The 22,154-nt window shown below is 49.6% G+C and carries 19 protein-coding genes and 1 pseudogene; 8 read left to right on the forward strand and 12 right to left on the reverse strand.

The window, feature by feature from the left end; genetic code table 11:
• Positions 1–147: 147 nt before the first annotated feature.
• Positions 148–726: a hypothetical protein gene (locus tag BRW83_RS05595; RefSeq protein ID WP_005880850.1), complete on the reverse strand. Its 579-nt coding sequence runs from the start codon at positions 724–726 to the stop codon at positions 148–150.
• A 390-nt stretch (positions 727–1,116) separates the two neighbouring features.
• A complete protein-coding gene (locus BRW83_RS05600; RefSeq protein ID WP_005880849.1) occupies positions 1,117–2,028 on the reverse strand; it encodes a LysR family transcriptional regulator in 912 nt (303 codons plus the stop codon).
• A 96-nt stretch (positions 2,029–2,124) separates the two neighbouring features.
• Here BRW83_RS05600 and metE point away from each other — a divergent pair, with 96 nt between their 5' ends.
• Complete coding sequence (gene metE / locus BRW83_RS05605; RefSeq protein ID WP_005880847.1) at positions 2,125–4,422, forward strand: 5-methyltetrahydropteroyltriglutamate--homocysteine S-methyltransferase; 2,298 nt, start codon at positions 2,125–2,127, stop codon at positions 4,420–4,422.
• 59 nt (positions 4,423–4,481) lie between these two features.
• On the opposite strand, the gene BRW83_RS05610 is transcribed toward metE, so the two are convergent.
• From BRW83_RS05610 to sdaAB, 3 genes are all read right to left on the reverse strand, one after another.
• A complete protein-coding gene (locus BRW83_RS05610) occupies positions 4,482–6,926 on the reverse strand; it encodes a plasma-membrane proton-efflux P-type ATPase (protein ID WP_036602966.1) in 2,445 nt (814 codons plus the stop codon).
• Positions 6,927–7,231: 305 nt separating this feature from the next.
• Positions 7,232–8,125 (reverse strand): L-serine ammonia-lyase, iron-sulfur-dependent, subunit alpha, encoded by an 894-nt coding sequence (gene sdaAA / locus BRW83_RS05615; protein ID WP_005880843.1) that lies wholly within the window; start codon positions 8,123–8,125, stop codon positions 7,232–7,234.
• A gap of 9 nt (positions 8,126–8,134) precedes the next feature.
• Complete coding sequence (gene sdaAB, locus BRW83_RS05620) at positions 8,135–8,800, reverse strand: L-serine ammonia-lyase, iron-sulfur-dependent subunit beta (protein WP_005880841.1); 666 nt, start codon at positions 8,798–8,800, stop codon at positions 8,135–8,137.
• A gap of 325 nt (positions 8,801–9,125) precedes the next feature.
• On the opposite strand from sdaAB, the gene BRW83_RS05625 reads away from it, so the two are divergent.
• From BRW83_RS05625 to BRW83_RS05635, 3 genes are all read left to right on the forward strand, one after another.
• Positions 9,126–11,267: a copper-translocating P-type ATPase gene (locus BRW83_RS05625; protein ID WP_231284492.1), complete on the forward strand. Its 2,142-nt coding sequence runs from the start codon at positions 9,126–9,128 to the stop codon at positions 11,265–11,267.
• 43 nt (positions 11,268–11,310) lie between these two features.
• The gene (locus BRW83_RS05630) at positions 11,311–12,642 is read left to right on the forward strand and encodes an amidohydrolase family protein (protein ID WP_231284491.1); all 1,332 of its coding nucleotides are present in this window, start codon (positions 11,311–11,313) and stop codon (positions 12,640–12,642) included.
• A 68-nt stretch (positions 12,643–12,710) separates the two neighbouring features.
• A complete protein-coding gene (locus BRW83_RS05635) occupies positions 12,711–13,397 on the forward strand; it encodes an MOSC domain-containing protein (protein ID WP_232455514.1) in 687 nt (228 codons plus the stop codon).
• Positions 13,398–13,516: 119 nt separating this feature from the next.
• On the opposite strand, the gene BRW83_RS05640 is transcribed toward BRW83_RS05635, so the two are convergent.
• Positions 13,517–14,035: an RrF2 family transcriptional regulator gene (locus BRW83_RS05640; RefSeq protein ID WP_005880832.1), complete on the reverse strand. Its 519-nt coding sequence runs from the start codon at positions 14,033–14,035 to the stop codon at positions 13,517–13,519.
• On the opposite strand from BRW83_RS05640, the gene BRW83_RS05645 reads away from it, so the two are divergent.
• Complete coding sequence (locus BRW83_RS05645; protein ID WP_231284490.1) at positions 14,034–14,642, forward strand: HPP family protein; 609 nt, start codon at positions 14,034–14,036, stop codon at positions 14,640–14,642. The two genes, BRW83_RS05640 and BRW83_RS05645, sit on opposite strands and share 2 nt — an antisense overlap.
• Positions 14,643–14,729: 87 nt before the next feature.
• Here the strand turns inward: BRW83_RS05645 and BRW83_RS05650 are convergent, their stop codons facing one another.
• Entirely contained in the window at positions 14,730–15,512 is a 783-nt protein-coding gene (locus BRW83_RS05650; RefSeq protein ID WP_050757730.1) for a class I SAM-dependent methyltransferase, read from the reverse strand.
• A gap of 2 nt (positions 15,513–15,514) precedes the next feature.
• Positions 15,515–16,050 (reverse strand): annotated as a pseudogene (locus BRW83_RS05655) (methylated-DNA--[protein]-cysteine S-methyltransferase).
• 181 nt (positions 16,051–16,231) lie between these two features.
• Here BRW83_RS05655 and BRW83_RS05660 point away from each other — a divergent pair.
• Positions 16,232–17,113 (forward strand): AraC family transcriptional regulator, encoded by an 882-nt coding sequence (locus BRW83_RS05660; protein WP_005880824.1) that lies wholly within the window; start codon positions 16,232–16,234, stop codon positions 17,111–17,113.
• A 97-nt stretch (positions 17,114–17,210) separates the two neighbouring features.
• On the opposite strand, the gene BRW83_RS05665 is transcribed toward BRW83_RS05660, so the two are convergent.
• Positions 17,211–17,444, reverse strand: coding sequence for a hypothetical protein (locus BRW83_RS05665; RefSeq protein WP_005880822.1), 234 nt, complete (start codon positions 17,442–17,444; stop codon positions 17,211–17,213).
• Between the two features lie 196 nt (positions 17,445–17,640).
• Between BRW83_RS05665 and BRW83_RS05670 the strand changes: the two genes are divergently transcribed.
• Positions 17,641–18,792, forward strand: a complete 1,152-nt coding sequence (locus BRW83_RS05670; RefSeq protein ID WP_005880820.1) for a serine hydrolase domain-containing protein — start codon at positions 17,641–17,643, stop codon at positions 18,790–18,792.
• Between the two features lie 52 nt (positions 18,793–18,844).
• Here the strand turns inward: BRW83_RS05670 and BRW83_RS05675 are convergent, their stop codons facing one another.
• A complete protein-coding gene (locus tag BRW83_RS05675) occupies positions 18,845–19,411 on the reverse strand; it encodes an SOS response-associated peptidase (protein WP_005880817.1) in 567 nt (188 codons plus the stop codon).
• Positions 19,412–19,438: 27 nt separating this feature from the next.
• Entirely contained in the window at positions 19,439–19,717 is a 279-nt protein-coding gene (locus tag BRW83_RS05680; RefSeq protein WP_005880815.1) for a hypothetical protein, read from the reverse strand.
• Between the two features lie 56 nt (positions 19,718–19,773).
• On the opposite strand from BRW83_RS05680, the gene BRW83_RS05685 reads away from it, so the two are divergent.
• A complete protein-coding gene (locus BRW83_RS05685; protein ID WP_036602961.1) occupies positions 19,774–20,028 on the forward strand; it encodes a hypothetical protein in 255 nt (84 codons plus the stop codon).
• Between the two features lie 11 nt (positions 20,029–20,039).
• Here the strand turns inward: BRW83_RS05685 and BRW83_RS05690 are convergent, their stop codons facing one another.
• Positions 20,040–22,076, reverse strand: a complete 2,037-nt coding sequence (locus BRW83_RS05690) for an FUSC family protein (RefSeq protein ID WP_005880813.1) — start codon at positions 22,074–22,076, stop codon at positions 20,040–20,042.
• Between the last annotated feature and the right edge of the window lie 78 nt (positions 22,077–22,154).

Genomic DNA, 22,154 nt, shown 5'->3' on the forward strand with positions numbered 1-22,154 from the left:
CGTTAAAGTGATTGTTTCAGGGAGACCGTTATAAACGGGGCTTTAGGGGATTGCGGTGTCATTAATTTAAATATTGTACTCGACAAAACGTAAAAATGGCTCCGGTCAGATCAATCGACGGGAGCCATTGGCAAGAACGAAAAGCGGTTATCGTAAAACCAGCTGTTTGATGTTGTTGACGACGAGGTTGACGATGCGGTCGTAACGGTTCAGGGCGGAAAGGTCGGGCTTGGTTTCGTTTTTACGCCACCGGTTGATGGTCATGGTGACCACGCCGATCAGGCCTGCAAGTTCCGCATCGGAAGTGGTGCCCAGTTTGTTTTCCCATTCCTGAAGTATTTCAGACATGGGCCGGTTGAATTTTTCTTTCAACAGCCGGGTTGCCTCGGCATTTTCTGCAAGCAGCTGACGGGCTGTCTTCATGACGTCGGCCGGTACCGACGCCGTCCGCCCATAGGTGTATGAGGAAAGGCGGGGGAGGCCGATTCCCAGAAGGATGGCGTAATCCTGATGTCTCAAACCGAGCGAGTTTTTGATATTGACCAATTCCTGTTGGTCGGGTGACAGTTCAATAGGGTCTTTTTGGGTTCTTCGTTTGTTTTTAGCGTTTCGGGTAGTCCTGGCATGCTTTTTTACGGAAACGAGTTCCGCATTGGAAGGCTCTACCATGACAACGTTGGGAAGGGTATCCAGATTGGAGGCTCCCTTTTTTTTCAGTCTTGGCATGTGTTTGTGCGTATGTGTTCAATATATAAAAAATCCATCAAAAATCGGGAATTCTTCATTTGACGGACGAATCGCAATATTGGCAAATTGATGAATGTTTCCTGCGGGAAACAACGACAAAAAAGGATGATAAGTATTGGTTAATATTGATAAATTTCTCAGTATTGGTTTTTAACACTTTGCCTTATTGTCAAGTGTGAACATTATCAGCGCAGAATTATCAGGTCAATAAATATAAGTATATGTTTAAGTTATATAATACCTAAAAATATTGATATAAGGAAACATTTTTGCGGCTTTAAAAGCGTTTTGTGTTTTTTATGGATAAGTTATTGTTGTAAAAATGTTTTTTATAAAGACTGTACGAATATTCATGTTCAAGTGTTTTGATCAGCCCAACAGGCGTACACCGGGTAATTCGACAAGGCTTTTTTCACGGATGAGTTTGACGAAATCATTGATGTAGGCCTTTGAACTCATTTCGGTACAGACTGCCGCATACAATTTTCCCTTTAACCCTTTTTCTGTGACCGGTCTGGATGAAATATAGTTCCTGTCCAGGTAGTTTTTGATCGCCCACAGAGGCAGTGCGGCAATTCCGCGTCCGCTGGCAACCAGCTGGAGAATGGCGATCGTCAATTCGGAGGTGCGCCGTTCGGGCGATATTTTTGCCGGTATCAGTACCTGTTGCATGATGTCGAGCATGTCGTCCGCGACGGGATAGGTGATCAGTGTCTGTCCTTTGAAATGATGCGGGGTCAGAAAGGATTCCCTGTTCAGGGGATGGCTGTTCGAGAGAAGGGCGACGATATCGTATTCGAACAGGGGCAAATAAGTAATGTTCTGTTCAGGCTCGGGATTGCCGACGATAGCCAGATCTGCCTGTCGTTGATGGAGGAGACCGACCGGGTCGCTGTGAAAGCCTGAAATAATGTCGAGTTCCACTTCCGGCCAGTGTGTCCGGAAAACATCCATCGTCGGCATCAGCCAGTCGAAGCAGGTATGGCATTCGACGACGATTCTCAAAGTACCTGCCGTCCCATCTTTCAGGCGCATCAGGTTACGTTCTGTTTCTTCAATGGCCGGAAAGATTTTGTCGGCCAGTTCCAGCAGGCAGTGGCCGACGGCGGTAAAGGCGATCGGAACGGTTTTTCGCTCGAAAAGGGTTCCGTAATCGGATTCGAGAAGCCGGATTTGCTGGGAGAGGGCAGACTGGGTCAGGCACAGCATTTCCGCCGCTTTGGTCAGGTTGCCGGTTTTGCGCAGGGCAAGCAGGGTTCTGAGATGCTTCAGATCTATCATTAGAAAAACTTATGGAATTTTAAAAAAACTTTCATTTGAATTATGTTACACGGCTGATTATGATTTTTCAAACTTGTTTTGAATGGGAGAGAATTCATGATTTGCAGTCATATACCGGGTTTTCCGCGCATGGGCGCACGACGGGAATTGAAAATGGCGCTGGAAACGTACTGGAAGAGCAGCTCTGAACCGGATAATACGAATCCTGACCTGAAAAATCTGGTCGCAATGGGCAAACAGTTGCGGGCCGCTCACTGGGCTTTGCAGAAAAAAGCGGGGCTGGACTGGGTAACGGTCGGGGATTTCGCTTTTTACGATCACGTTTTGAATCATATCCAGCTTCTGGGATGTGAACCGGCCCGTTTCGGTTTTTCGGAAGACACACCTGAACTCGAACGTTATTTCGCGATGGCTCGTGGCTCTCTGACGACGGAATCCGGTCAGGCCATGTCGATGTTGAAATGGTTCGATACGAATTATCACTATATGGTGCCAGAATTTTTCCCGGATACCGCTTTTTCCGTTCACAGTGAACGCCTGTTCGATGAAGTGAAAGAAGCGAAAGCGCTTGGGCATTCCGTCAAGGCTGTTTTGCTTGGGCCGGTCAGTTTCCTGTATCTGGGCCGTGAAAAAGTGGAGGGTTTCGATCGTTTGTCGCTGTTGCCGAAACTGTTACCGGTTTATCGCCAGATTCTTTCCCGTCTGCATGCTGAAGGGGTTGAATGGGTTCAGATCGATGAACCGGTTCTGGGTCTGGATATCGACGATAAATGCTTGTCCGCTTTTGAAGGCACGTATGCCGAATTGTCCAAAGAAGCAGTCAAACTGTTGCTGACGACGTATTTTTCTTCTCTGGCCGACCATATCGATACTATCAGCAAATTGCCAGTTGCCGGTTTGCATATCGATGCTGTCAGAGGTGCAGAGGATCTGAAGGAAATCGCCGCCAAATGGCCTGCTGACAAAGTACTTTCCGTCGGTGTGATCGACGGGCGCAATATCTGGAAGGCCGATCTGGACAAGGCTCTGGCTGTTTTGAGAGCGCCTGAACTGGCTGGACGGGACAATCTCTGGGTTGCTTCAAGCTGTTCTCTCCTGCACGTTCCTTTCTCGCTGGAAGCGGAAACGAAGATGGACCCGCGTCTGAAGCAGTGTCTGGCGTTCGCTGCTGAAAAACTGGAAGAAATCCATGCCATAAAAGACGGTTTGCAACAGGGAGATGCCGCTATTGCCTGGGCGCTGGACAGTTCCAGACAGACCGTTGAACTGAGAAAAGGGGACTGGGTACACAATGCGCAGGTTGCCAGACGGGTCGGTGATCTGAAAGAGGGCATGGACCGTCGCGGCTCGGCTTTCAAGGTCCGTCAGGCCCTGCAACGCAAACGATTCAAGTTGCCCGCTTTCCCGACGACGACAATCGGTTCTTTCCCGCAAACACCACAGATCCGTTCCGCACGCGCTTCTTTCAGGCGCGGTTCTCTCTCTGAAGCGGAATATAAAAAAGCGATGCAGGAAGAAATCGCTTTCTGTATCGCCCAGCAGGAAAAACTGCGACTGGACGTGTTCGTTCACGGTGAACCGGAACGCAACGATATGGTCGAGTATTTCGGGGAATTTCTTGATGGTATGGCGATGACGGCCAATGGCTGGGTTCAGTCTTACGGTTCCCGTTGTGTCAAGCCGCCTGTGATTTACGGTGACGTTTCCAGACAGGATGCGATGACGGTTGAATGGACGAAGTTTGCACAGGGGCTGACCGACAAGCCGGTGAAGGCGATGCTGACAGGCCCGATTACCATTTTGCAATGGTCATTCGTCCGCGACGATGAAGCGAGACCGGTTGTCGCCGACCAGATCGCTCTGGCAATTCGCGATGAAGTGGCTGATCTGGAAAAGGCCGGTATCGGCATTATCCAGATCGATGAACCGGGACTGCGTGAAGGTTTGCCTCTGCGCCGCCAACACTGGCAGGCTTATCTGGACTGGGCATGTCGTGCTTTCCGTATCGCTTCTTCCGGTGTCGGCGACGATACGCAAATTCATACGCACATGTGTTATGCCGAATTCAACGATATCATGCCGGATATCGCGAGTCTTGACGCTGACGTGATCACGCTGGAAGCCAGCCGTGGTGATATGACGCTCTTGAAAGGATTTTCCGATTTCCGATATCCGAACGAAATCGGACCGGGCGTTTACGATATCCATTCGCCTCGTGTGCCTTCTGTCAATGAAATGGTTTCCCTGTTGAAACAGGCGTCGAAGGTTATCGATGCGGATCGTCTATGGGTCAATCCGGATTGTGGATTGAAAACCCGTCAGTGGAAGGAAACCTTTGAAGCACTGGACAATATGGTCAAAAGTGCGAAGCTGATGCGCGAAACGGTTTACTGACAGCGTTGAGATTTTTTTTGCCAGTAAAATGCCGTTACGGAAAATTCTGTAGCGGCATTTTACTGCGGGTTCTTTTCCTCTGGGATTTTTTCAATTTTACGAATGATGATGGCTCGGAGAAAGTCGGATACGAAAAAGGCGATTGTCACGAATGCAATGACGAATGCGGCATTCGCCCAGCCTATGCCGACAGGAAGAATGATCCCGTATACGGAAAACAGGATGGCCAGCGTTTGTGTGACAAGGACGGATATCCACAATGGTTTGGCTGGTGCGGAGTCGTAGAAATGATATTTGTTGCGTGCCAGAAATACGGCCAGGTGGCCGCCAAGGGATAATTTGAGATAGACCAGCGTTTGTAATTGTTCCAGACTCAGTCCAAGAAATCTGTCGGCGATGAAGATACAGGCAAACGAGAATATGACGCCGATGATGCCCAGAATGGAGGCCTGGAGAATAATGTATTTCATATTCCAGTTTTTGGGTTCTTGTGCCACCTTTACGTTGTCATAGGCAATGGTGAGAATGGAAAGGTCGTTCAGGATGGCGAGCAGTACGATCATCAGTGCTGTGATCGGATAGAACTTGAGGACGATCATGCAGATGGTAATGAACATCAGGATACGGAATGTTTCCGCAATCCGGTAAATCGTATAGTTCTCCATTCGGGCAAAAATTTTGCGGCTTTCCCGTATGGCGTCGATAATGACCGAAATTCCCTTGTCCGTAAGGATGAGGTCGGCTGCCGATTTCGATACGTCCGTCGCACCGTCTACCGCAATGCCGATGTTGGCCTGTTTAAGGGCTGGAGCGTCGTTTACCCCATCACCTGTCATTCCGACAATATGTTGTTTGTCCTGAAGGAGTTTGACGATACGGAATTTGTGTTCCGGGAAAACCTGGGCAAAACCATTGGCTTCTTCAACCATTTTTTCGGCTTCATCATCGGATAGTCCATCGAGTTTTTCCGCATTCAGAATATGACTTCCCAAACCGATTTCAGTGGCGGTTTCCGAGGCTATGGATACCTGATCACCTGTAATCATTTTTACGGTGACGCCCAGTTTCCGTGCTTCGGCAATGGTGGCCGCCGAGTCGTCACGTGGCGGATCGAACATTGAAAAAATGCCGTTCAGTTTCCATGTTCCGTCATTTTTTTCAGCTACTGCAAGTGTTCTGAAGCCTTTTTCGGCAAAAGACAAGGCATTGTCGGTGATGAATTTTTGCGCCTGTGCATCGTCCAGAAGGGCGGTAATGGCCTGGGGTGCACCTTTTGTCACAGTCAATGATGTTGCGTTGTGCGTATAAGTGGCCTCCGTACGTTTGTTGACGGGATCGAATGGAATGTATTTTGTTTGTGAATAAGCATTTAGTACATCGGAGTCAGGAAAGTGCATATGCCAGGTTTGTTTGATCAGCTGGTCAATGGCATCGTCTTTTTCTGTCTGATCGGATGCCAGAACGGCGTTTTGAAGCAGGGTTTCGGTGGTTTGTCCGCCATAGGGCACAAATTGTCGAATGGATAATCTGTTTTGAGTCAGTGTTCCCGTCTTGTCGGAACAGAGGATGTCCATCCCCGACATTTCTTCCACTGCTGTCATATGGCTGACGATGGCGTTTTCCTTCGACAGTTTTTTTATGCCGACGACCATTGTGACTGACAATACGGTCGGAAGGGCTGCAGGAATGGCGGCGACGAGTAAAACGAGTGCGAATGAGATGAAGTCAATCAGGTCTTCGCCGCGAATGGTTTCGATGATTCCCAGCAGAACAATGAGAATCAGGGCAACGACAATGAGCACATTACCGATTTTGATGACGGCTTTTTGATATGAACTGACATTTTTGGCCTCGTCTATCAGATTTGCCGTTTGGCCGAAGAGGGTATTTTTGGCTGTATTGATAACGATGCCCGACATTTTTCCCTGTTTTGCCGCTGTACCGGAATAGGCTATGTCGCCTGTTTTTTTATCTACTGTCAGGGATTCGCCTGTAAGAGCGGACTGATCAACGGTCAGATAATCGCCTTCGAAAAGTTTGATGTCGGCAGGGACGATATCGCCGGATTTCACTGTTATGACATCGCCGGGAACGAGTTTTGATGCAGCAACCGTTTTCCATTGTCCGTCTCGCAGTGCCAATGCATTCAAGGCCAGTTTCGATTTCAGTTGCGATATGGCGGTGTCGGCGGAATATTCTTCCACGAATTCTATAATGGCGTTGGACAGGAGGAGTACGATGATCACGATGAAATCGGTCCAGTGATGAACGATTACGGACATGACTGCAGCCGCTTCGATGAGCCAGGGAATCGGTCCCCAGAAGCCTTTCAGAAAAAGCAGGAAAGGATTTGTTTTTTTCTCGTCAAGAGAATTTTCGCCCCAGATTTTCAGGCGTTTTTGAACCTGGCTTTGCGCCAGACCGTTTTTGTCGCAGTCCAGAACCGACAGTATTTCATCGATCGATTGTTTGTCTGCGGTTTTCGAGTCGATAATAGTATTCATATCTTTGTATTTTTTTAATGGCAAAGATAAGGAAGCCCGGGAGCAACGTTTTTTTACAGAGAAATCGCACTTTCCGTTTTTCGGATCGTCAGGAGGCTGGTCAGTGTAAAGCTCCGGCAAGTGCAGCAACAGTATCGCAAAGCGCGTGCGTAGTTTAAACAGTTACGATGATGTGCCTGCAGTCTTTTTATTCCGACTGCGAAATTTGTGAGAAAAAATTGATAAGTGTGAAAACCATATCAGGATAGCAAACGCTTCCGGATAAATTTTATTACGGTTTTCACGCTTTTGAAAGCCTGTGGCTTTCAAATGTCCGAATGGTACTGGTTTTTGCGGATCAGTTCCTTGACAAGGATGCGGGCTGTCGGTGTATTGGCAAGGCCGCCGCGAGCGGTTTCTTTCAGGTCTGACGACATGGTGTCGCCGACGGCTCTCATGGCATCGATGACTTCATCGGCCGGGATTTTGTGCTCGACTCCCGCCAGCGCCATGTTCGCGCATGAGAGGGCGTTGACGGCACCGATGACGTTTCGCTGGACACATGGAATTTCGACGAGCCCGGCGATCGGGTCGCAGACCAGACCCATCAAATTGCTGATCGCCATCGCACAGGCATACGAACACATCTGGTTTGTGCCACCTCCGAGAAAGGTAACGGCTGCGGCTGCCATTGCCGCCGCAGTGCCCACTTCGGCCTGGCAACCTCCTTCCGCTCCGGAGATGGAAGAGCGGGTGGCAATGACCTGTCCGAATCCGGCAGCGACGTATAGCGCCTGTATGATGAATTCATCGGAGAACAGACGTTCACGGACGAGCGGAAGCAAAACGGCCGGGATGACGCCGCAGGAACCGGCCGTCGGCATGGCGACGATACGTTTCATGCAGGCATTGCATTCGCTGACTCTCAGGGCTTCGGCGATCACATCATTGAAAAAATCGCCTCCGAACAGGATACCCTGGCCGCTGGCAAGCCGGACTTTTTCGCCATCTCCACCGACGAGGCCGCTGTTGGAACGGTCCATCGGATTGTAATGTTCGCCTGAGGACTTCATGGCTTCCCAGAAGTAGCGCATCTGGGTGAAGGATGCTTCACGGGTCCGGTTCTGGGAGGCGATATCGTCTTCCAGAATGGTTTCCCAAAGCGGCAGGTTTTTCGCTTCGGCCTGTTCAAGCATTTGTTTGATGGATTGAAATGCCATGTCAAACCCTTAATTTTCGTGGTTTAAGAAGGTCACTTTCATAATGCCTTCCATTTGTTTGAGTTTTTCGACCAGTTCGGTCGGAATAGTCGAATCGCATTCGATGACCATGACGGCCTGACCGCCTTTTATGTGACGATGCAGTTGCATGGTGGCGATATTGATCTGGTGGATCGCCAGTTCTGTCGTCACGCGTGCGACATGTCCGGGCCGGTCATGCTGGGCGTGGACGATCAGGGTGTTTTCATCGCCGGAAAAATGCGATGTGATGCCGTCGATGCGGGATACGATGATTCGGCCTCCACCGAGGGAAGACGCGACGAGTTCGAGTTTTCTGCCATGTTCGCCTTGCAGTTTGATCATGGTCGAGTTCGGATGGGCGTTGGGTATGTGTGTCGTATCGATCGAGAAGCCCAGTCCCCCGGCATGGGCGATTTCGAAACTTTCCGGTATGCGTTCGTCATCCGGACGGATTCCCATGATTCCCGCGACGATGGCACGGTCCGTTCCGTGGCCTGAACCGGTCATGGCGAAAGAACCATGCAGCAGAATTTCGGCCTTGACGGGTTTTTCACCGAGCAGTTTGCGGGCAATGAGGCCGATCTTGACGGCACCTGCAGTGTGCGAGCTCGATGGCCCGATCATGACCGGGCCGACAATGTCGAATAGTTTCATGTTGAACCGCTTTCTTTAACAGACGGGGGTTTTGGTTTTTACCTCGTTTTTTCTTTCGAAAGCATACAACGCTTTTCCGACATTTGCAGGGGATATTTGCCAATATTTTTTTATGGGGTGTTTTGGGAGGCAAATTGTCTGATCCTTCGGTATTTGTTGATGTATAAGGCGCATTCGTCAGATTGCCCGGATTAAGGGAGGCTGTGCTTTTTGTTCCTTTGTTTCTTGTCAACTTATGGAAGAGTCAGGGATGCAAGTATGCATATGATTTTATGTTCATTGTCATGTTTTTTCTGGATGAATGTAACGATTTTGGAGAATTCGTATGGATATGGGCGATCACGACGGCGTCAGGCACGATATGAAGGACATGGATGGGCATGCCACCAAACCGGATGAAACGGCGAAAGATCCGGATATGAAAATGGATGGGATGGACCATTCCATGTCCATGAATGGCATGAACGATCATATGGATATGGCTCACATGGATCATATGGATCACATGAACCATATGGGAAACCTGAAGCAGAAGTTCTGGGTGAGCCTGATTGTCGCCATTCCGATTTTCCTTTTGTCTCCCATGATGGGATTTGAGCTGCCTTTTCAGTTGTCGTTCGAAGGGTCTGGCTGGGTTGTCCTTGCGCTGGCGACGTTTCTGTTTTTCTATGGCGGCAAGCCTTTTTTCTATGGGGCGGTCAGTGAATTGAAGAACCGGCGTCCTGCCATGATGACGCTGATTTTCATGGGGATTTCGGTCGCTTATTTTTACAGTCTTTACGCTTTTGTCGCCAACCAGTACGTTCATTCGACGGTCGAACGAATGGATTTTTTCTGGGAACTGGCGAGTCTGATCGTGATTATGCTTCTGGGGCACTGGATCGAGATGCGTGCGGTCGGTGATGCAGGGGATGCGCTGAAAAAGATGGCTCAGCTGTTGCCATCGTCGGCCCATCTGGTGACGGAAAGCGGCAAAACGGTCGATGTGGCGATCAGTTCGGTCAAGGTCGGCGACAGGCTGATGGTGAAAGCGGGTGAAAAGATTCCGGCTGACGGGAAAATCGTCTCGGGCGATTCGACCGTGAATGAATCGATGGTGACCGGGGAAGCGAAAGCGGTTGCCAAAAAAACGGGCGATAAAGTGATCGGCGGTTCGATCAATGGAGACGGGACAATTACCGTTCAGGTCACGGGTACGGGTGAATCGGGTTATCTTGCCCAGGTCATGAAACTGGTTGGCGACGCACAAAAGGAAAAATCGAAAGCGGAAAACCTTTCGGACAAGGTCGCAAGGGCGCTTTTTTATGTTGCGCTGGGCGTCGGGATTCTGGCTTTTATTGTCTGGTTCGGTCTGACGGGTAGTTTGAATGTGGCGCTTGAAAGGCTGGTGACTGTATTGATTATTGCCTGTCCGCATGCATTGGGGCTGGCGATTCCGCTGGTCGTGGCGCGCTCGACTTCTCTGGGTGCCAGTCATGGCCTTTTGATCCGGAATCGCCATGCGGTTGAAAAAGCCAAATCGATCCGGGTGGCCACGATGGACAAGACCGGTACATTGACGGAAGGGAATTTTGCGGTTTCGACGATTATCCCGTTGGCCAATGGCTGGGATGAAAACAGGGTGCTGGGGGCGATGACGGCCCTGGAAAGTGCATCGAGCCATCCTCTGGCTGCCGGTATTTTGTCCGAGGCCAGAAAAAGGAATCTTGATTTTCCCAAAGCGGAGAATGTCAGCGTGATTGAGGGTGCGGGTTTGTCGGGAACGGTAGATGGGCAAAGTATGAAAATTGTCTCCGCTGCATGGCTCGACCAGCAGCATCTGGCTTATAGCGAAAAACAGTTTTCCGAATTGTCTGCACGGGGAAATTCGCTCAGTTATCTGCTTGACGGCGACACTATTGTGGGACTTATCGCACAGGGCGACCAGATCAAGCCGGATGCGAAGAAAACGGTCGAGGCCTTGAAAGCGATGGATATCGAACCGGTCATGCTGACGGGAGACAATGAAGGGTTTGCGAAAGCGGTTGCCGGTGAACTCGGCATTACCGAGTTTTACGCACAGCTCTTGCCGCAAGCCAAGGAACGGATCATTGCGGATTTTCAGAAGAAAGGGAAAGCTGTCATGATGGTCGGTGATGGTGTGAACGATGCACCGGCTCTGGCGAAAGCGGATATCGGTATCGCTATCGGGGCCGGGACGGATGTGGCGATCGATTCGGCCGAAGTGATTCTCGTGAAAAGCGATCCTTACGATATCGTTCATTTCCTGAATCTGGCGAAGAGAACGACGAAAAAGATGGTGCAGAATTTATGGTGGGGCGCCGGTTATAACATTATCGCCATTCCTCTGGCAGCCGGGATTCTCGCGCCGGTCGGCATTATTCTCTCTCCGGCTGTCGGAGCGATTCTCATGTCGATCAGTACGATTGTGGTGGCGATCAATGCGATGACGCTCAAAATGGAATGATTTTCCGAAGACGGGTGAATGACTCCGGTTGCGTCTGTTTATAATGAAGTCTCGATCCATAGCCGGGGTGCATACGATGAAATGGAACAAGGACACTTTTGCCTTAAAGGGGAATCTGCTTTATACACCTTCGCCCGAGAAGCTGGTTTCGCTAGCGTCACATTATCTGGTCTGTGAAGGAGGAAAGGTTTCCGGTGCTTTTCCTGTCTTGCCGGAACGCTACAAAGGGATTTCCGTCAGGGATTTCGGGGATTCACTGATCATTCCGGGATTTGTCGATCTTCATATGCACGCCCCGCAGTATGCGATGCGCGGTCTGGGCATGGATATGGAATTACTCCAGTGGCTTGAGTCTTTTACTTTTCCCGAAGAAGCACGCTATGCCGATCTGCTCTATGCCGAAAAGGCTTACCGGATTTTTGCGCAAGACCTCAAAAAATCGTCGATTGCCCGTGCCTGTATTTTCGGAACCATTCACGCCGATGCGACTTTTCTGCTGATGCAGTTGCTGGAAGAAACGGGGATTGTCGCTGCTGTCGGCAAGGTCAATATGGATGTGAACTGCCCGGATTATTATGGCGAGTCCACGATGCAGTCGATCAGCGAAACGGTTCGCTGGATAGAGGCCAGCCAGGAGCGGTTCCAGAGAATTTTTCCGATTCTGACCCCTCGTTTTGCACCTGTGTGCAGTTCCGGACTGATGGGAGAACTGGCCGGTCTTCAGCAAAAATATTGCCTGCCGTTGCAATCGCATTTGTCGGAAAACAGGGCGGAAGGACAATGGGTGCAATCGCTTTTTCCAGAGAGCCGGTTTTATGGTGAAGTTTATGACCGCTTCGGCATATTCGGCAGTCATGGGCCGACCGTCATGGCACATTGTGTTTATTCAAGTCCGGATGAAGTGGCGCTCATGAAGGAACGTGGCGTTTTTATAGCTCATTGCCCGCAATCCAATGTCAATCTGGCTTCCGGTATCGCACCGGCCAGATCGTATCTGGATGGTGGGCAAAGGATGGGTCTTGGCAGCGATATCTCGGGCGGTTTTTCTCTCTCTGGCTTCAGGGCGATCAGCGACGCGATCCAGATGTCGAAGCTGTTCTGGCGTTTGCAGGATACGGATAAGAAACCGCTTTCATTATCCGATGCTTTTTATCTGGCGACGAAAGGCGGCGGCGCGTTTTTCGGGAAGGTCGGCAGTTTTGAGGAAGGGTATGCGTTCGATGTACTGGTGCTGGACGATACGTTTCTGGCTTCACCTGCAAGACTGGATATGGTCAGTCGTCTTGAAAGGCTGGTTTATCTGGCCGGGCAGGACTGTATATGCGAGAAATATGTATCGGGCGTGAAGGTGTGGGACGCCATTGAAGACCGTTAAGGGAAAATTTGAATTCCTGATCCATTTTTTGGCACAATTAGTCATACTTTCCAAATTGACGGGTGGACATGATGAGAGTGTTTACTGGCAAAGTTCGCGAGACGGACCTGGGTTTTTCCACCGCGATTTTCAAGAATGAAATGTTCGGTGAACTGTGGCTCGGCGAAACGGGCCTTGACGGTGATGAACAGGGCTCGCCGGGGATTCATGGGGGCAGTGAACGGGCCTTGCTGCAATATCCGTCCATTCATTATGCCTGGTGGCAATCGCGTTTTCCGAAAAGGAGGGAGATTTTCAAGCCTGCCTTGTTTGGCGAGAATCTGTCCGATTTGAGATGGCATGAAAAGAACGTTCATATCGGTGACATTTTCAGGTGGGGCGATGCCATCATTCAGGTAAGCCAGCCCCGTTCACCCTGCTACAAGCTCAGCGCCCGTACCCAATGCGACGGACTGGCGTTGATGATGCAGGAAAATGCCCGTTGCGGCTGGCTTTACCGGGTATTGAAACCGGGAACTGTCGGTGCGGGTTTGCCGTTTGTTTTTTCTGAACGGGTCAGCCGGGTGAGTATTCACCAGATGATGGTGGCGATGTTTGGGAGTGTTGGTGTGCCACCTTCTGCCAATCCCGAAGACTGGCGGGTTTTGTCGGAAACGGAAGGTTTGTCTGAACGATGGCAGAAAACGCTTCATCGCCGGATGGAAACGGGAAAAATCGAATCCTGGCAAGCCCGGCTTCTCGGCCCGAAAATCTGACGATACAGACTTCAGCTAACCGGATTTTTTTGACTGAAGTACCCCCTTCGTTGGGGGTTTTTCATCTCGTTTTTACCTGATATCGTGATGTCGGACAGTCGATGTGTGAGTCAGGCAGTTCAGGAGTCGTTTTCCAGTATGATGTCGCTCTTGCGATTCAGGCAGTGTATAAGCACGGGTTTTGCTTCCGTGTTCTCCTCCCGGTACTGGTCGAGAATGGCTTCCAGTGATACAGTGTCGAGCTCTTTCTGGATCTGCCCGGAAATGGTTTTCCAGACGGATCGGGTTTCACAAACGTTCTGGCGGGGGCAGTCGTTGGATTTTTCCCCGAAACAGACGACGAAGCGAACGCCTTCATCGAAGAGTTCGATCATTTTGCCGAGGCTGATGGCTGAAAGCGGTTTGTTGAGCCGGATGCCGCCGTGAGCACCGATGATGCTGGCAGTGATGTCATTCTGTCTCAGGACGGCATGAATGTTTTCGACGGTCTTCAGTCCGATATTGGTGAGTTCGGAAAGGGCTGCGATGGATATGGGGCCTCTGGCAAGATGAAGTTCAAAGAGAATTCGAATCGCGTAACGGGTATGGGTCGATAGCTTCATGATGCCGGACAGTCGAAAATTTGGAGTAGAAAGCATGTTATCAGATGCGTTTCAGGTTAAAAACCGGCGCATGGGTTTTGAGAGTGTGGAAATGAAAGAATATTTTCAAAAAATGAGGGGCGGTGGCCCAAGGAAACTGACGAGAAAACCCTTGTCTGAAATCTTCTTTGCATGGGTCGGCGGTTTTGTCGGGATTTATGCCGTGTGGTGGCTGAACAATTTTATCGGTATCCAGAACGATGCCAATATGTTCCTGATCGGTTCGTTCGGCGCGTCTGCCGTGCTGATTTACGGCGTGCCGATGGGTGAATTGTCGCAGCCGAGAAATCTGGTCGGCGGCCATGTCATTTCCGCTCTGGTGGGCGTGATTGCCTACAATCTTTTCTCGTTCAATATACCTTTGGCGGCTGCCATGGCGGTCTCATGTGCCATTGTCGGCATGCTGGTGACGAATACGACGCATCCACCCGGAGGCGCGACAGCCCTGATTGCCGTCATCGGCGGCGATTCGGTTCACAAGCTTGGCTTGATGTATGCTTTTTCTCCTGTTCTGATCGGGGCGCTGATCATGCTGTTGATTGCGGTGATCGTGAACAATTTTTCGAGGAACAAGGACCGGCATTATCCGAAATACTGGATCTGAAGAATCGGGAAAAGAGGATGTCTTCGGGTTTATACGGGCATATTGTCGAATGACGATGTGCCCGTTGTCAGTTTTCCGGGCGTTTTTTCAGGCATCTGTCATTTTGCCGATAAGCATGATCCAGTTTTGATAAAAGAAAATGTCGTTTTCATTCAGATATGGCGAGAATCCGGTTTTTGCCTGGCCATTCATGTCGGATTTCATATCATTCATGATTTTCGTTCTGGTCACATCCGGTGTTTTGGTGAGTTCCAGCCAATTTTGAAGGGACACCGGTATTTTTGTCTTTTCGCATTTGATGATGGAAAGCGACTGGTCGGCAAACAGTTTCAGAAGCTCTGCCTGATTCAGGTTCTTTACATGGGACGGGTCGCGCATGGATTCGATTTTGTCTCTTGTGGCACGCAGAGGTTCTTCTGGTGCTTCCATGTCAATCAGAACCAGTTTTCCGCCTGTTTTCAGGACCCGGGTCATTTCCTGAAAGGGAAGTCGGGTATCGGGAAAATGGTGAAAGGCCAGTCTTGAAATGACGATATCGAAACTGCTGTCGGGAAATGGCAATTCTTCAGCCTGTCCTTTTATGAAAACCATATTGTTCAGCCGGTTTTTTTCCGCTTCTTTTTTCCCGACTTCCAGCATGGCAGGGGTCGTGTCCAGACAGGTAACGGTTTGTGCAAAGGGGGCAAGTGAGCGTCCGCAGGCGCATGTTCCCGCGGCGACTTCCAGTACCGAATCGGTGCTTGCAGGCTCGATAGTTCTCACGCAATAGTCGAGATAATCCCTGTTTGAGAAATTCATGCCCGGCTTTTCAAATTCCTCTGCCTGCATTCCGAAGGAGAGGTGAATCGCGCCGATGTTTGTGGGTTTCATTTTTAAATTGCCGTTCCTTTTTTGGGAATGAAGAGTGGGACCATGTCGACTTTTTCAAGGGAGAGAAGGGCTATCTTTTTATCGATTCCGCCGGCGTATCCAGTCAGGCTTCCCGACGTGCCGACGACTCTGTGGCAGGGGACGATGATGGAAACGGGATTGTGGCCGACGGCACCACCAACGGCTTGTGCAGACATGGTTTTTTTAGCCCTGTTTTCGAAGCGATCATCCGGGCAATGTCACCGTAAGTGACGACTTTGCCGTGTGGAATCTGTAGCAGGATTTCCCATACCATCTGACGGAACGGGGAACCGTCCATATGCAAGGCAGGCGTGAAATCAGGTATGTCGCCACGAAAATAGGCATCGAGCCAGCTTGCCGTCTGTTCGAATATGGGCAGTTCTTTTTCACGGTTTTCTGCCGGGAGCGTATCGGCAAAGTATTTTTGTCCGTTAAACCATAAACCGGTCAGGCTTTCGCCATTGCTGGCCATCGTGATGTTGCCTAAGGGGGAGGCGTATTGATGGATATAGTGCATTTTTTATGCCTCAAATTAGTCTGATCAGTCGGAACCCCTTGTATAGGGAATTTTTGTGCATGTCACTTTCCTGATAGTGGTGTTACTTTTGAAATACGATTTTATCGTAGCAATTAATGAAATAATATCAATATAATAGTAAATTCTATTAACATATCGTCAAATTGCAAAGAGTAATCGAGTGGTTCCAGACAGGAAAAAGGCGTTTATCAATTCGGTCAATTTGAATGCGGATACCGGTTTTCCGTATCTGGTGCTGGATGTCGTCAATGACCGCAGTTATCCGAAAAATCCGGGTTTTCTGGTCATGCACTGGCACGAGGATTTGCAGTTCATTTATGTGCTGGAGGGGGAGATTGAAGTCCGGACGCTGGATGAAGAGCTGAAACTGGCAGCGGGTCACGGGGTATTCATCAATAAAAATGTCGTGCATTCCGTGAACCAGTCGGGTGACTGTCACTACAAGAGTTTTATCTTTCCTGACTATTTTCTGCGATTTTATTTCGGAAGCCCTGCGGAACATCTGGTGGATAGTCTCGTGGAAAATATGGACGTGCCTCTCTGTCGTTTTATACCCGGTATCGGATGGTGTGACACGGTTTTGTCGATTCTGCGCAAGTTGTCTTTTCTTGAGAAAAACGGGAATGAATTCTATGTGTACGAAGTGCTTGTCTTTCTGACTTCCCTTTGGCTTGAGATCCGGAAAAACGTCAGTTTGCCTTCGGGGAAAAAAGAAAAACCAGTCAGCAGGCGGATGCAGCGTTTCCTTGCCTATATTGAAAAGCACTATGCCGAAGCAATATCACTGGATGATCTGGCCGGAAGTGGCAACGTCAGCAAGTCGGAATGCCTGAGATGTTTCAGGGTCTCCATGCAAACGACGCCTTACAAATATCTGGTGGAGTATCGTCTTTCAAAGGCGGCAATCCTGTTACAGGAAACGGATAAGCCTGTCGGTGAGATTGCTTCCTGTACCGGCTTTCATCAGGCAAGTTATTTCGGGAAGTGTTTCAGGGAAAAAACGGGGTTTTCACCTCGGGATTATCGGGGTAAAAACCAGTAAAGTGAAACTGGATAAAAAAACGGGTGCATTGTTTGAAGGTGCGCCCGTTTTTTTATGAATGGGATATGAAACTATACGATCCGTTCGGCATTTGCGCTTAAAAAGGCTCTACCGAGTAGGCATGAAATTCATCGTAAGGGGTGGTAAAACAGTCTCCCCATCCGGAAGCGTATTGTCTTCTTTTGCGAACGATTTTGCCGTACTGTTCGTGATAGACGAGCCAGTTTTTGGTTCTTTTCAGCATGGTGACTTTGTTGCGTTCAAGTCCACCACAACCGCCGAAGATGAGTTCGCCGCTATATACCGTGTCTTTCTTGAATCTCTTGATCATTTTTTATCACTCCATGAATTCGATACGCGAATTTTATTAGTATAACGTGATTTTTTAATGAAAAAACAGGCTTTTTAACGATAAAAACGATTTGTCTTAATCTGATGAAAATCCGCGAGCTACAGCAGGTTTTGTGCGAAAACCGGATCTGGCGTTTTATAATCGTTCCCATTGCCGGGTTTGATGACAGGAGAGAATGATGGGCGTTGCTGAAATTCGCAAGGACGTACTGGGAAAGGCGGTCGATGCCGCTATCGACAAGAATATTGCCAGGGGGTTTACGACAGGCGTACTGGTTTGTATTTGTTTCGACGGTGAAATGGTCTACCGTCGTGCTGCCGGTCTGGCTGATCGGGAAGCGAATTGCCTTATGCAGGAAAATACGCTTTTCCGTCTGGCATCGATTTCCAAGGCATTTACCAGTCTGGCGGTGGCCGCGCTTGTGGAACAGCGAAAACTGTCCCTGGATGATTCCGTTTCGAAATGGCTTCCATATTTCACACCAAAGCTCTCCAACGGGTTTGTACCGGTTATCACAATCAGGGACTTGTTGTGTCATATGTCGGGACTCGATTATCGCTGGGCGCAAAAGGAAGATGGCCCTTATGCAAAGGCCGGTGTTTCCGACGGGCTGGATATAACGGGTTTGACGCTTGAAGAGAATCTGAAGCGTCTGGCTTCTGCTCCGCTTTGTTTCGCTCCCGGTTCTTCATGGCTGTATTCGCTGGGGCCGGATGTATTGGGCGCTGTCGTGGCGAAAGTGCAGGGGACGGATTTCCGGACGGCTCTCGCCGAATTGGTGACGAAACCGCTGGGGATGACGGACACGGCTTTTTATGCCAGTGAAAGCGATCGGAAAAGAGTGGCAGCGCCTTATTATCTGGACAATGGCAAGCTTGCCCGAATGAATGACGACCAGTTCCTGACTTCCGTCGATGACCGTTATTTCCATTTTTCACCTGAACGGGTTTTTCATGCGGAAGAATATCCCTCCGGTGGTGTCGGACTGGTCGGGACGGCATCTGATTTAATGCGTCTGGTGGAAACGATCAGGACAGGTGAATCTCCGATTGCCGACAAGGGATTGATGTCGCAGATGTCGGCCAATCAGCTCGGGGATATGATGGCGCGCCCCGGTTTCGGATTTTCGCTGGGATGGGGTGTTCTGGTCGATCCGGTCGAGGCGGTGACGCCGCAAACGGCCGGGACGCTGGCATGGGGTGGTGTTTACGGCAGCAAGTGGTTTGCCGACCCGGCCAGAAAACTGTCGGTTGTGACGATGACGACGACGGCGCTGGATGAAGTGGTTTCGGTAGACGTACGTAATGCGATTTACGGGAGTTTCTGAAAATCAGATGATTTGTATTTCATTTATCGATGGATAAATGCAAATAAAAGGATCAGATGGTTTTCCCGACAGTTAATGAATGAGGTGTCCGGTCGAGAAAAGACCGGATATCCTCTCCGTTGATCCAGGTTTCAATTTCTTCTTTTTCCAGAAGGACCGGCATACGGTGATGGTAGGGAGCCATGCTGTCGTTGGCCGATGTCGTCAGGATGGTGAAACGGTTTTCATTGCCGAAACGGGAGTAAATACCAGCGAGCCAGAGGATGTTTTCTGATGGGTGGGTGAAAAAAAATTTCGTTTTCGTGCGGCCCCCTTCGGCTTTCCATTCATAAAAGCCGGTGGTGGGAATCGCAATCCGCTGTCTCATCAATGCGTTTTTGAACATCGGTTTTTCATGTGCGGTTTCCGAACGGGCATTGAATATGACGCCTTTGCCATCCCACTTCGGAAATCCCCAGATCATGGAAGCGGGAATGATGTCATTCCCATTACTCGTGAGCACAAGTGCGGTGTCTGCCGGAAATATTTCGCCCGTTTTATATTGCAGGGACAGGCCGCTGCCGCTGACGAGTGTTTTCAGCTCAGGGATGTCGGGATCGATTTCAAAGCGGCCGCACATAAGTTCATTCGGTAAAAGTTCACGGCCTTATTTTAGCAAGGCTTTCGCAAAGAGTATTCGCAGTATCCGGATTTGTTTTTTTACCTGATCAAAGACGAGAACGATATTGTCTGATATCGCGATTTCTCTTGTTCCATCTATCCGGCCGGGCTGGCCGATTGTTTCCTCCAGGGCAAGGCATTCGCTGATTTCATCGATGGTTTCATCGGTGAAAATGGCTTCGTCTTTATGGCTGAAACTGTAAAAAAGTTCGGTTCTGTCGGCAAGTGCCAGACAAGTCCAGATCAACGTTTCTTTCTTTGGCACTCCATTAACCTCAATGTCTGGATTTTAAGTATTTTGTATAACGTTATCACTTGAGCATGATTGACGGTTTTTCCCTGATTGGCGCAAGTGATTCCTTCCAGTACGGCACGGCAGAAAGCGTCAGACAGGTGTGGATCGGAAGAAGTGGGCAATTCTTTTTTCAATTTGGAAACCTGTTTTTGAAAACAGGAAAATTACCGTTCTTTTCAATGGCTTGCAAGCTCGTCGGTATGGAAAATCCGGGCAAAGGTCTGGATATTCCAGACCACTATCATTTTTTGTGGCTTGCGCAACCGGCGGCAGATACTTGAATGTCCTGATTTCAGGTAAACGCAAGGGATGGAAAAAGATCGTTGCGGATTCCGACCAGTGTTGAAATGGCCTGATTTCTCGGTATGGAGTTTTCCATTTCGGCAAGTTTGTGAAGACAGCTATCCAGAGGTGCCAGTATCTCTTCGGGAGAACGGGACGGATTGTCCAGTTTTTGCCTGAAATGATCGCCTAGCGTAGCCAGCAGGGGTTCTACGGGTATTTTGTTTTCGTCAAGAAAGGTTTCGAGCCTTTTGAGTTCGGCCATGTCCATGCTGGTCAATATGTCCCGGATAAGGTGGAGTGAGCTTATCCGTTGCCTGTCTTTTACTGAAGAGAGGTGGGACACAATAAGGGAAATGCGGTCTGTCATCCGGACGGCAAGGGTGTGGATCGACGGCGGTTTTGCTGCCTGCCCGATTGAGGCATTTTCTACCCAGCAGGCTTCTGCCAGATAATAGGCCATTTTTTCGAGATCGATCCGGCGGAGAACGGTTATCAGTACGATGCCGAGTCCCATCCCGATCAGCTGTGCCAGTTGGCTGTTGAAAAAGGCGTCGGCGTCAGGAATGCCGTGATCGTATGCCATCAGCATTCCCGATAGGGCAGCGACCATGAGAGAGGGACGTAATCCATGGGCGGGTTTGATGGTTAGATAACCCATTGCCAGCAGGAAAGGGGCCAGTGCAAGGCAAAGCATTTCGAAAGAATTGGTGTAAGGAAGTGCCAGCCATAAATAGAGGATACATATGGGGGCCATGACAAGGATTGATTTGAATGCTCCTTTTGCGTTGGAAGCCGGATCGTCGATCATGGCGAAAATACAGCAGATAATGCAAGCGTATGTCGGAATGTAATACCCTTCGGGCCAGCCACTGATGATCCAGACGGCTGATCCGATAACGGTACCGAGTGCAGCGGCCAGAGCTGTTCTGAAAGCCAGTTTTTTTTCTGTTTGCAAAAAAGTGTTGGAAACGGATGTGGCGGAGGGTTTCCGGGCGGGTTTTTCGTTTTTTCTTTCCGTTTCGATTCTTTCTCGCCAGTGATGGCAGGATTCAACGATATTGACGGTTTTGTGAAGCAGAACGGCATAGTGCAGCAAGAGGTAATGGTTCCAGGGGGAGCCGGCGTGGACACGCGGGGTGATGGCTCTGATTTTTTCGCGAAGGGATTCGCTTCTCTCATGAGTGAATGGCCCGTCTTTGCTCCATTCGGCAATTTCGTCGTTCATTTTTTGCCAGTCATAGGTGATGAGTTCGGGGTAAAAATCTTCCAGATTTTTTTTATATTCCTCCAGTTCGGCGCCTGTCATGATGAGCAGCGCCAGCCGGTCATGAAAGATATTGATGATCCGCGAATACCATCGCAGACTGGATGGATCATATGGTACGTGTGTTGCCAGCAGGCGGGATGCTGTGACGTCCTGCGACAGCTTGAGACGTTGCCGCCCCTTTTCAAGATACTGGTTTATCAAAATCCCCCGAAGCCATTGAAGGGCATATGAGAAAGAATTATCCAGTCCGGAAAGCAATATCTTGTCGATGCTGCGAGGGAAGACGACAGTATGGATGACGGCAGCACACACGATGCCCAATATGATTTCTTCCACCCGCGAGAGAGCCTGATCGAAGGGAGCGGACGCTGACATGATGTCGGGGCTCTGGAGTAATGGAAAGGCAATGATCCCGGCGGTGTAGGCGGCCAGCCTGAAGATATAGGAGCGCGGAGTCCTGTCCATCAGTGACAGATAGATGCAACCACCCACCCAAAAGGCGATGACGATGAGAAAGAGGAGCCGGTAATTGAAGAAGAGCGGTACACCAATGACGATCGCAATGGCAGCGATAATAGTGCCGATCATACGGTAGAGGCTTCTTGAACGGATGATTCCTGAAAATGGCTGCGCCGAGACGACATAGACGGTTGTGAGTGCCCAGAAAGGCTTGGGCAAGCCCATTTTCAATGCCAGATAAATGGCAAGCATCGCCGCCGCAAAACACTTGGCGGAATAGAGAAGGTTTTCGAACAGTACGGGACCAAGTTCCAACATGCGTTTCCTCCAGTATTACGTACTGGTTCATGGACAGTTTCAGTGGTGATTTTTCCGGTTTTTTTCCTGTGTCCGCTT

The organism is Oxalobacter formigenes (assembly GCF_002127965.1).
Taxonomy (GTDB): Bacteria; Pseudomonadota; Gammaproteobacteria; order Burkholderiales; family Burkholderiaceae_D; genus Oxalobacter; species Oxalobacter formigenes.

Coding starts and splice junctions, on each gene's coding strand:
- BRW83_RS05595 (WP_005880850.1), bottom strand. CDS start 726: ATGCCAAGACTGAAAAAAAAGGGAGCCTCCAATCTGGATACCCTTCCC.
- BRW83_RS05600 (WP_005880849.1), bottom strand. CDS start 2,028: ATGATAGATCTGAAGCATCTCAGAACCCTGCTTGCCCTGCGCAAAACC.
- metE (WP_005880847.1), top strand. CDS start 2,125: ATGATTTGCAGTCATATACCGGGTTTTCCGCGCATGGGCGCACGACGG.
- BRW83_RS05610 (WP_036602966.1), bottom strand. CDS start 6,926: ATGAATACTATTATCGACTCGAAAACCGCAGACAAACAATCGATCGAT.
- sdaAA (WP_005880843.1), bottom strand. CDS start 8,125: ATGGCATTTCAATCCATCAAACAAATGCTTGAACAGGCCGAAGCGAAA.
- sdaAB (WP_005880841.1), bottom strand. CDS start 8,800: ATGAAACTATTCGACATTGTCGGCCCGGTCATGATCGGGCCATCGAGC.
- BRW83_RS05625 (WP_231284492.1), top strand. CDS start 9,126: ATGGATATGGGCGATCACGACGGCGTCAGGCACGATATGAAGGACATG.
- BRW83_RS05630 (WP_231284491.1), top strand. CDS start 11,311: ATGAAGTCTCGATCCATAGCCGGGGTGCATACGATGAAATGGAACAAG.
- BRW83_RS05635 (WP_232455514.1), top strand. CDS start 12,711: ATGATGAGAGTGTTTACTGGCAAAGTTCGCGAGACGGACCTGGGTTTT.
- BRW83_RS05645 (WP_231284490.1), top strand. CDS start 14,034: ATGTTATCAGATGCGTTTCAGGTTAAAAACCGGCGCATGGGTTTTGAG.
- BRW83_RS05640 (WP_005880832.1), bottom strand. CDS start 14,035: ATGCTTTCTACTCCAAATTTTCGACTGTCCGGCATCATGAAGCTATCG.
- BRW83_RS05650 (WP_050757730.1), bottom strand. CDS start 15,512: ATGAAACCCACAAACATCGGCGCGATTCACCTCTCCTTCGGAATGCAG.
- BRW83_RS05665 (WP_005880822.1), bottom strand. CDS start 17,444: ATGATCAAGAGATTCAAGAAAGACACGGTATATAGCGGCGAACTCATC.
- BRW83_RS05670 (WP_005880820.1), top strand. CDS start 17,641: ATGATGGGCGTTGCTGAAATTCGCAAGGACGTACTGGGAAAGGCGGTC.
- BRW83_RS05675 (WP_005880817.1), bottom strand. CDS start 19,411: ATGTGCGGCCGCTTTGAAATCGATCCCGACATCCCTGAGCTGAAAACA.
- BRW83_RS05685 (WP_036602961.1), top strand. CDS start 19,774: ATGATTGACGGTTTTTCCCTGATTGGCGCAAGTGATTCCTTCCAGTAC.
- BRW83_RS05690 (WP_005880813.1), bottom strand. CDS start 22,076: ATGTTGGAACTTGGTCCCGTACTGTTCGAAAACCTTCTCTATTCCGCC.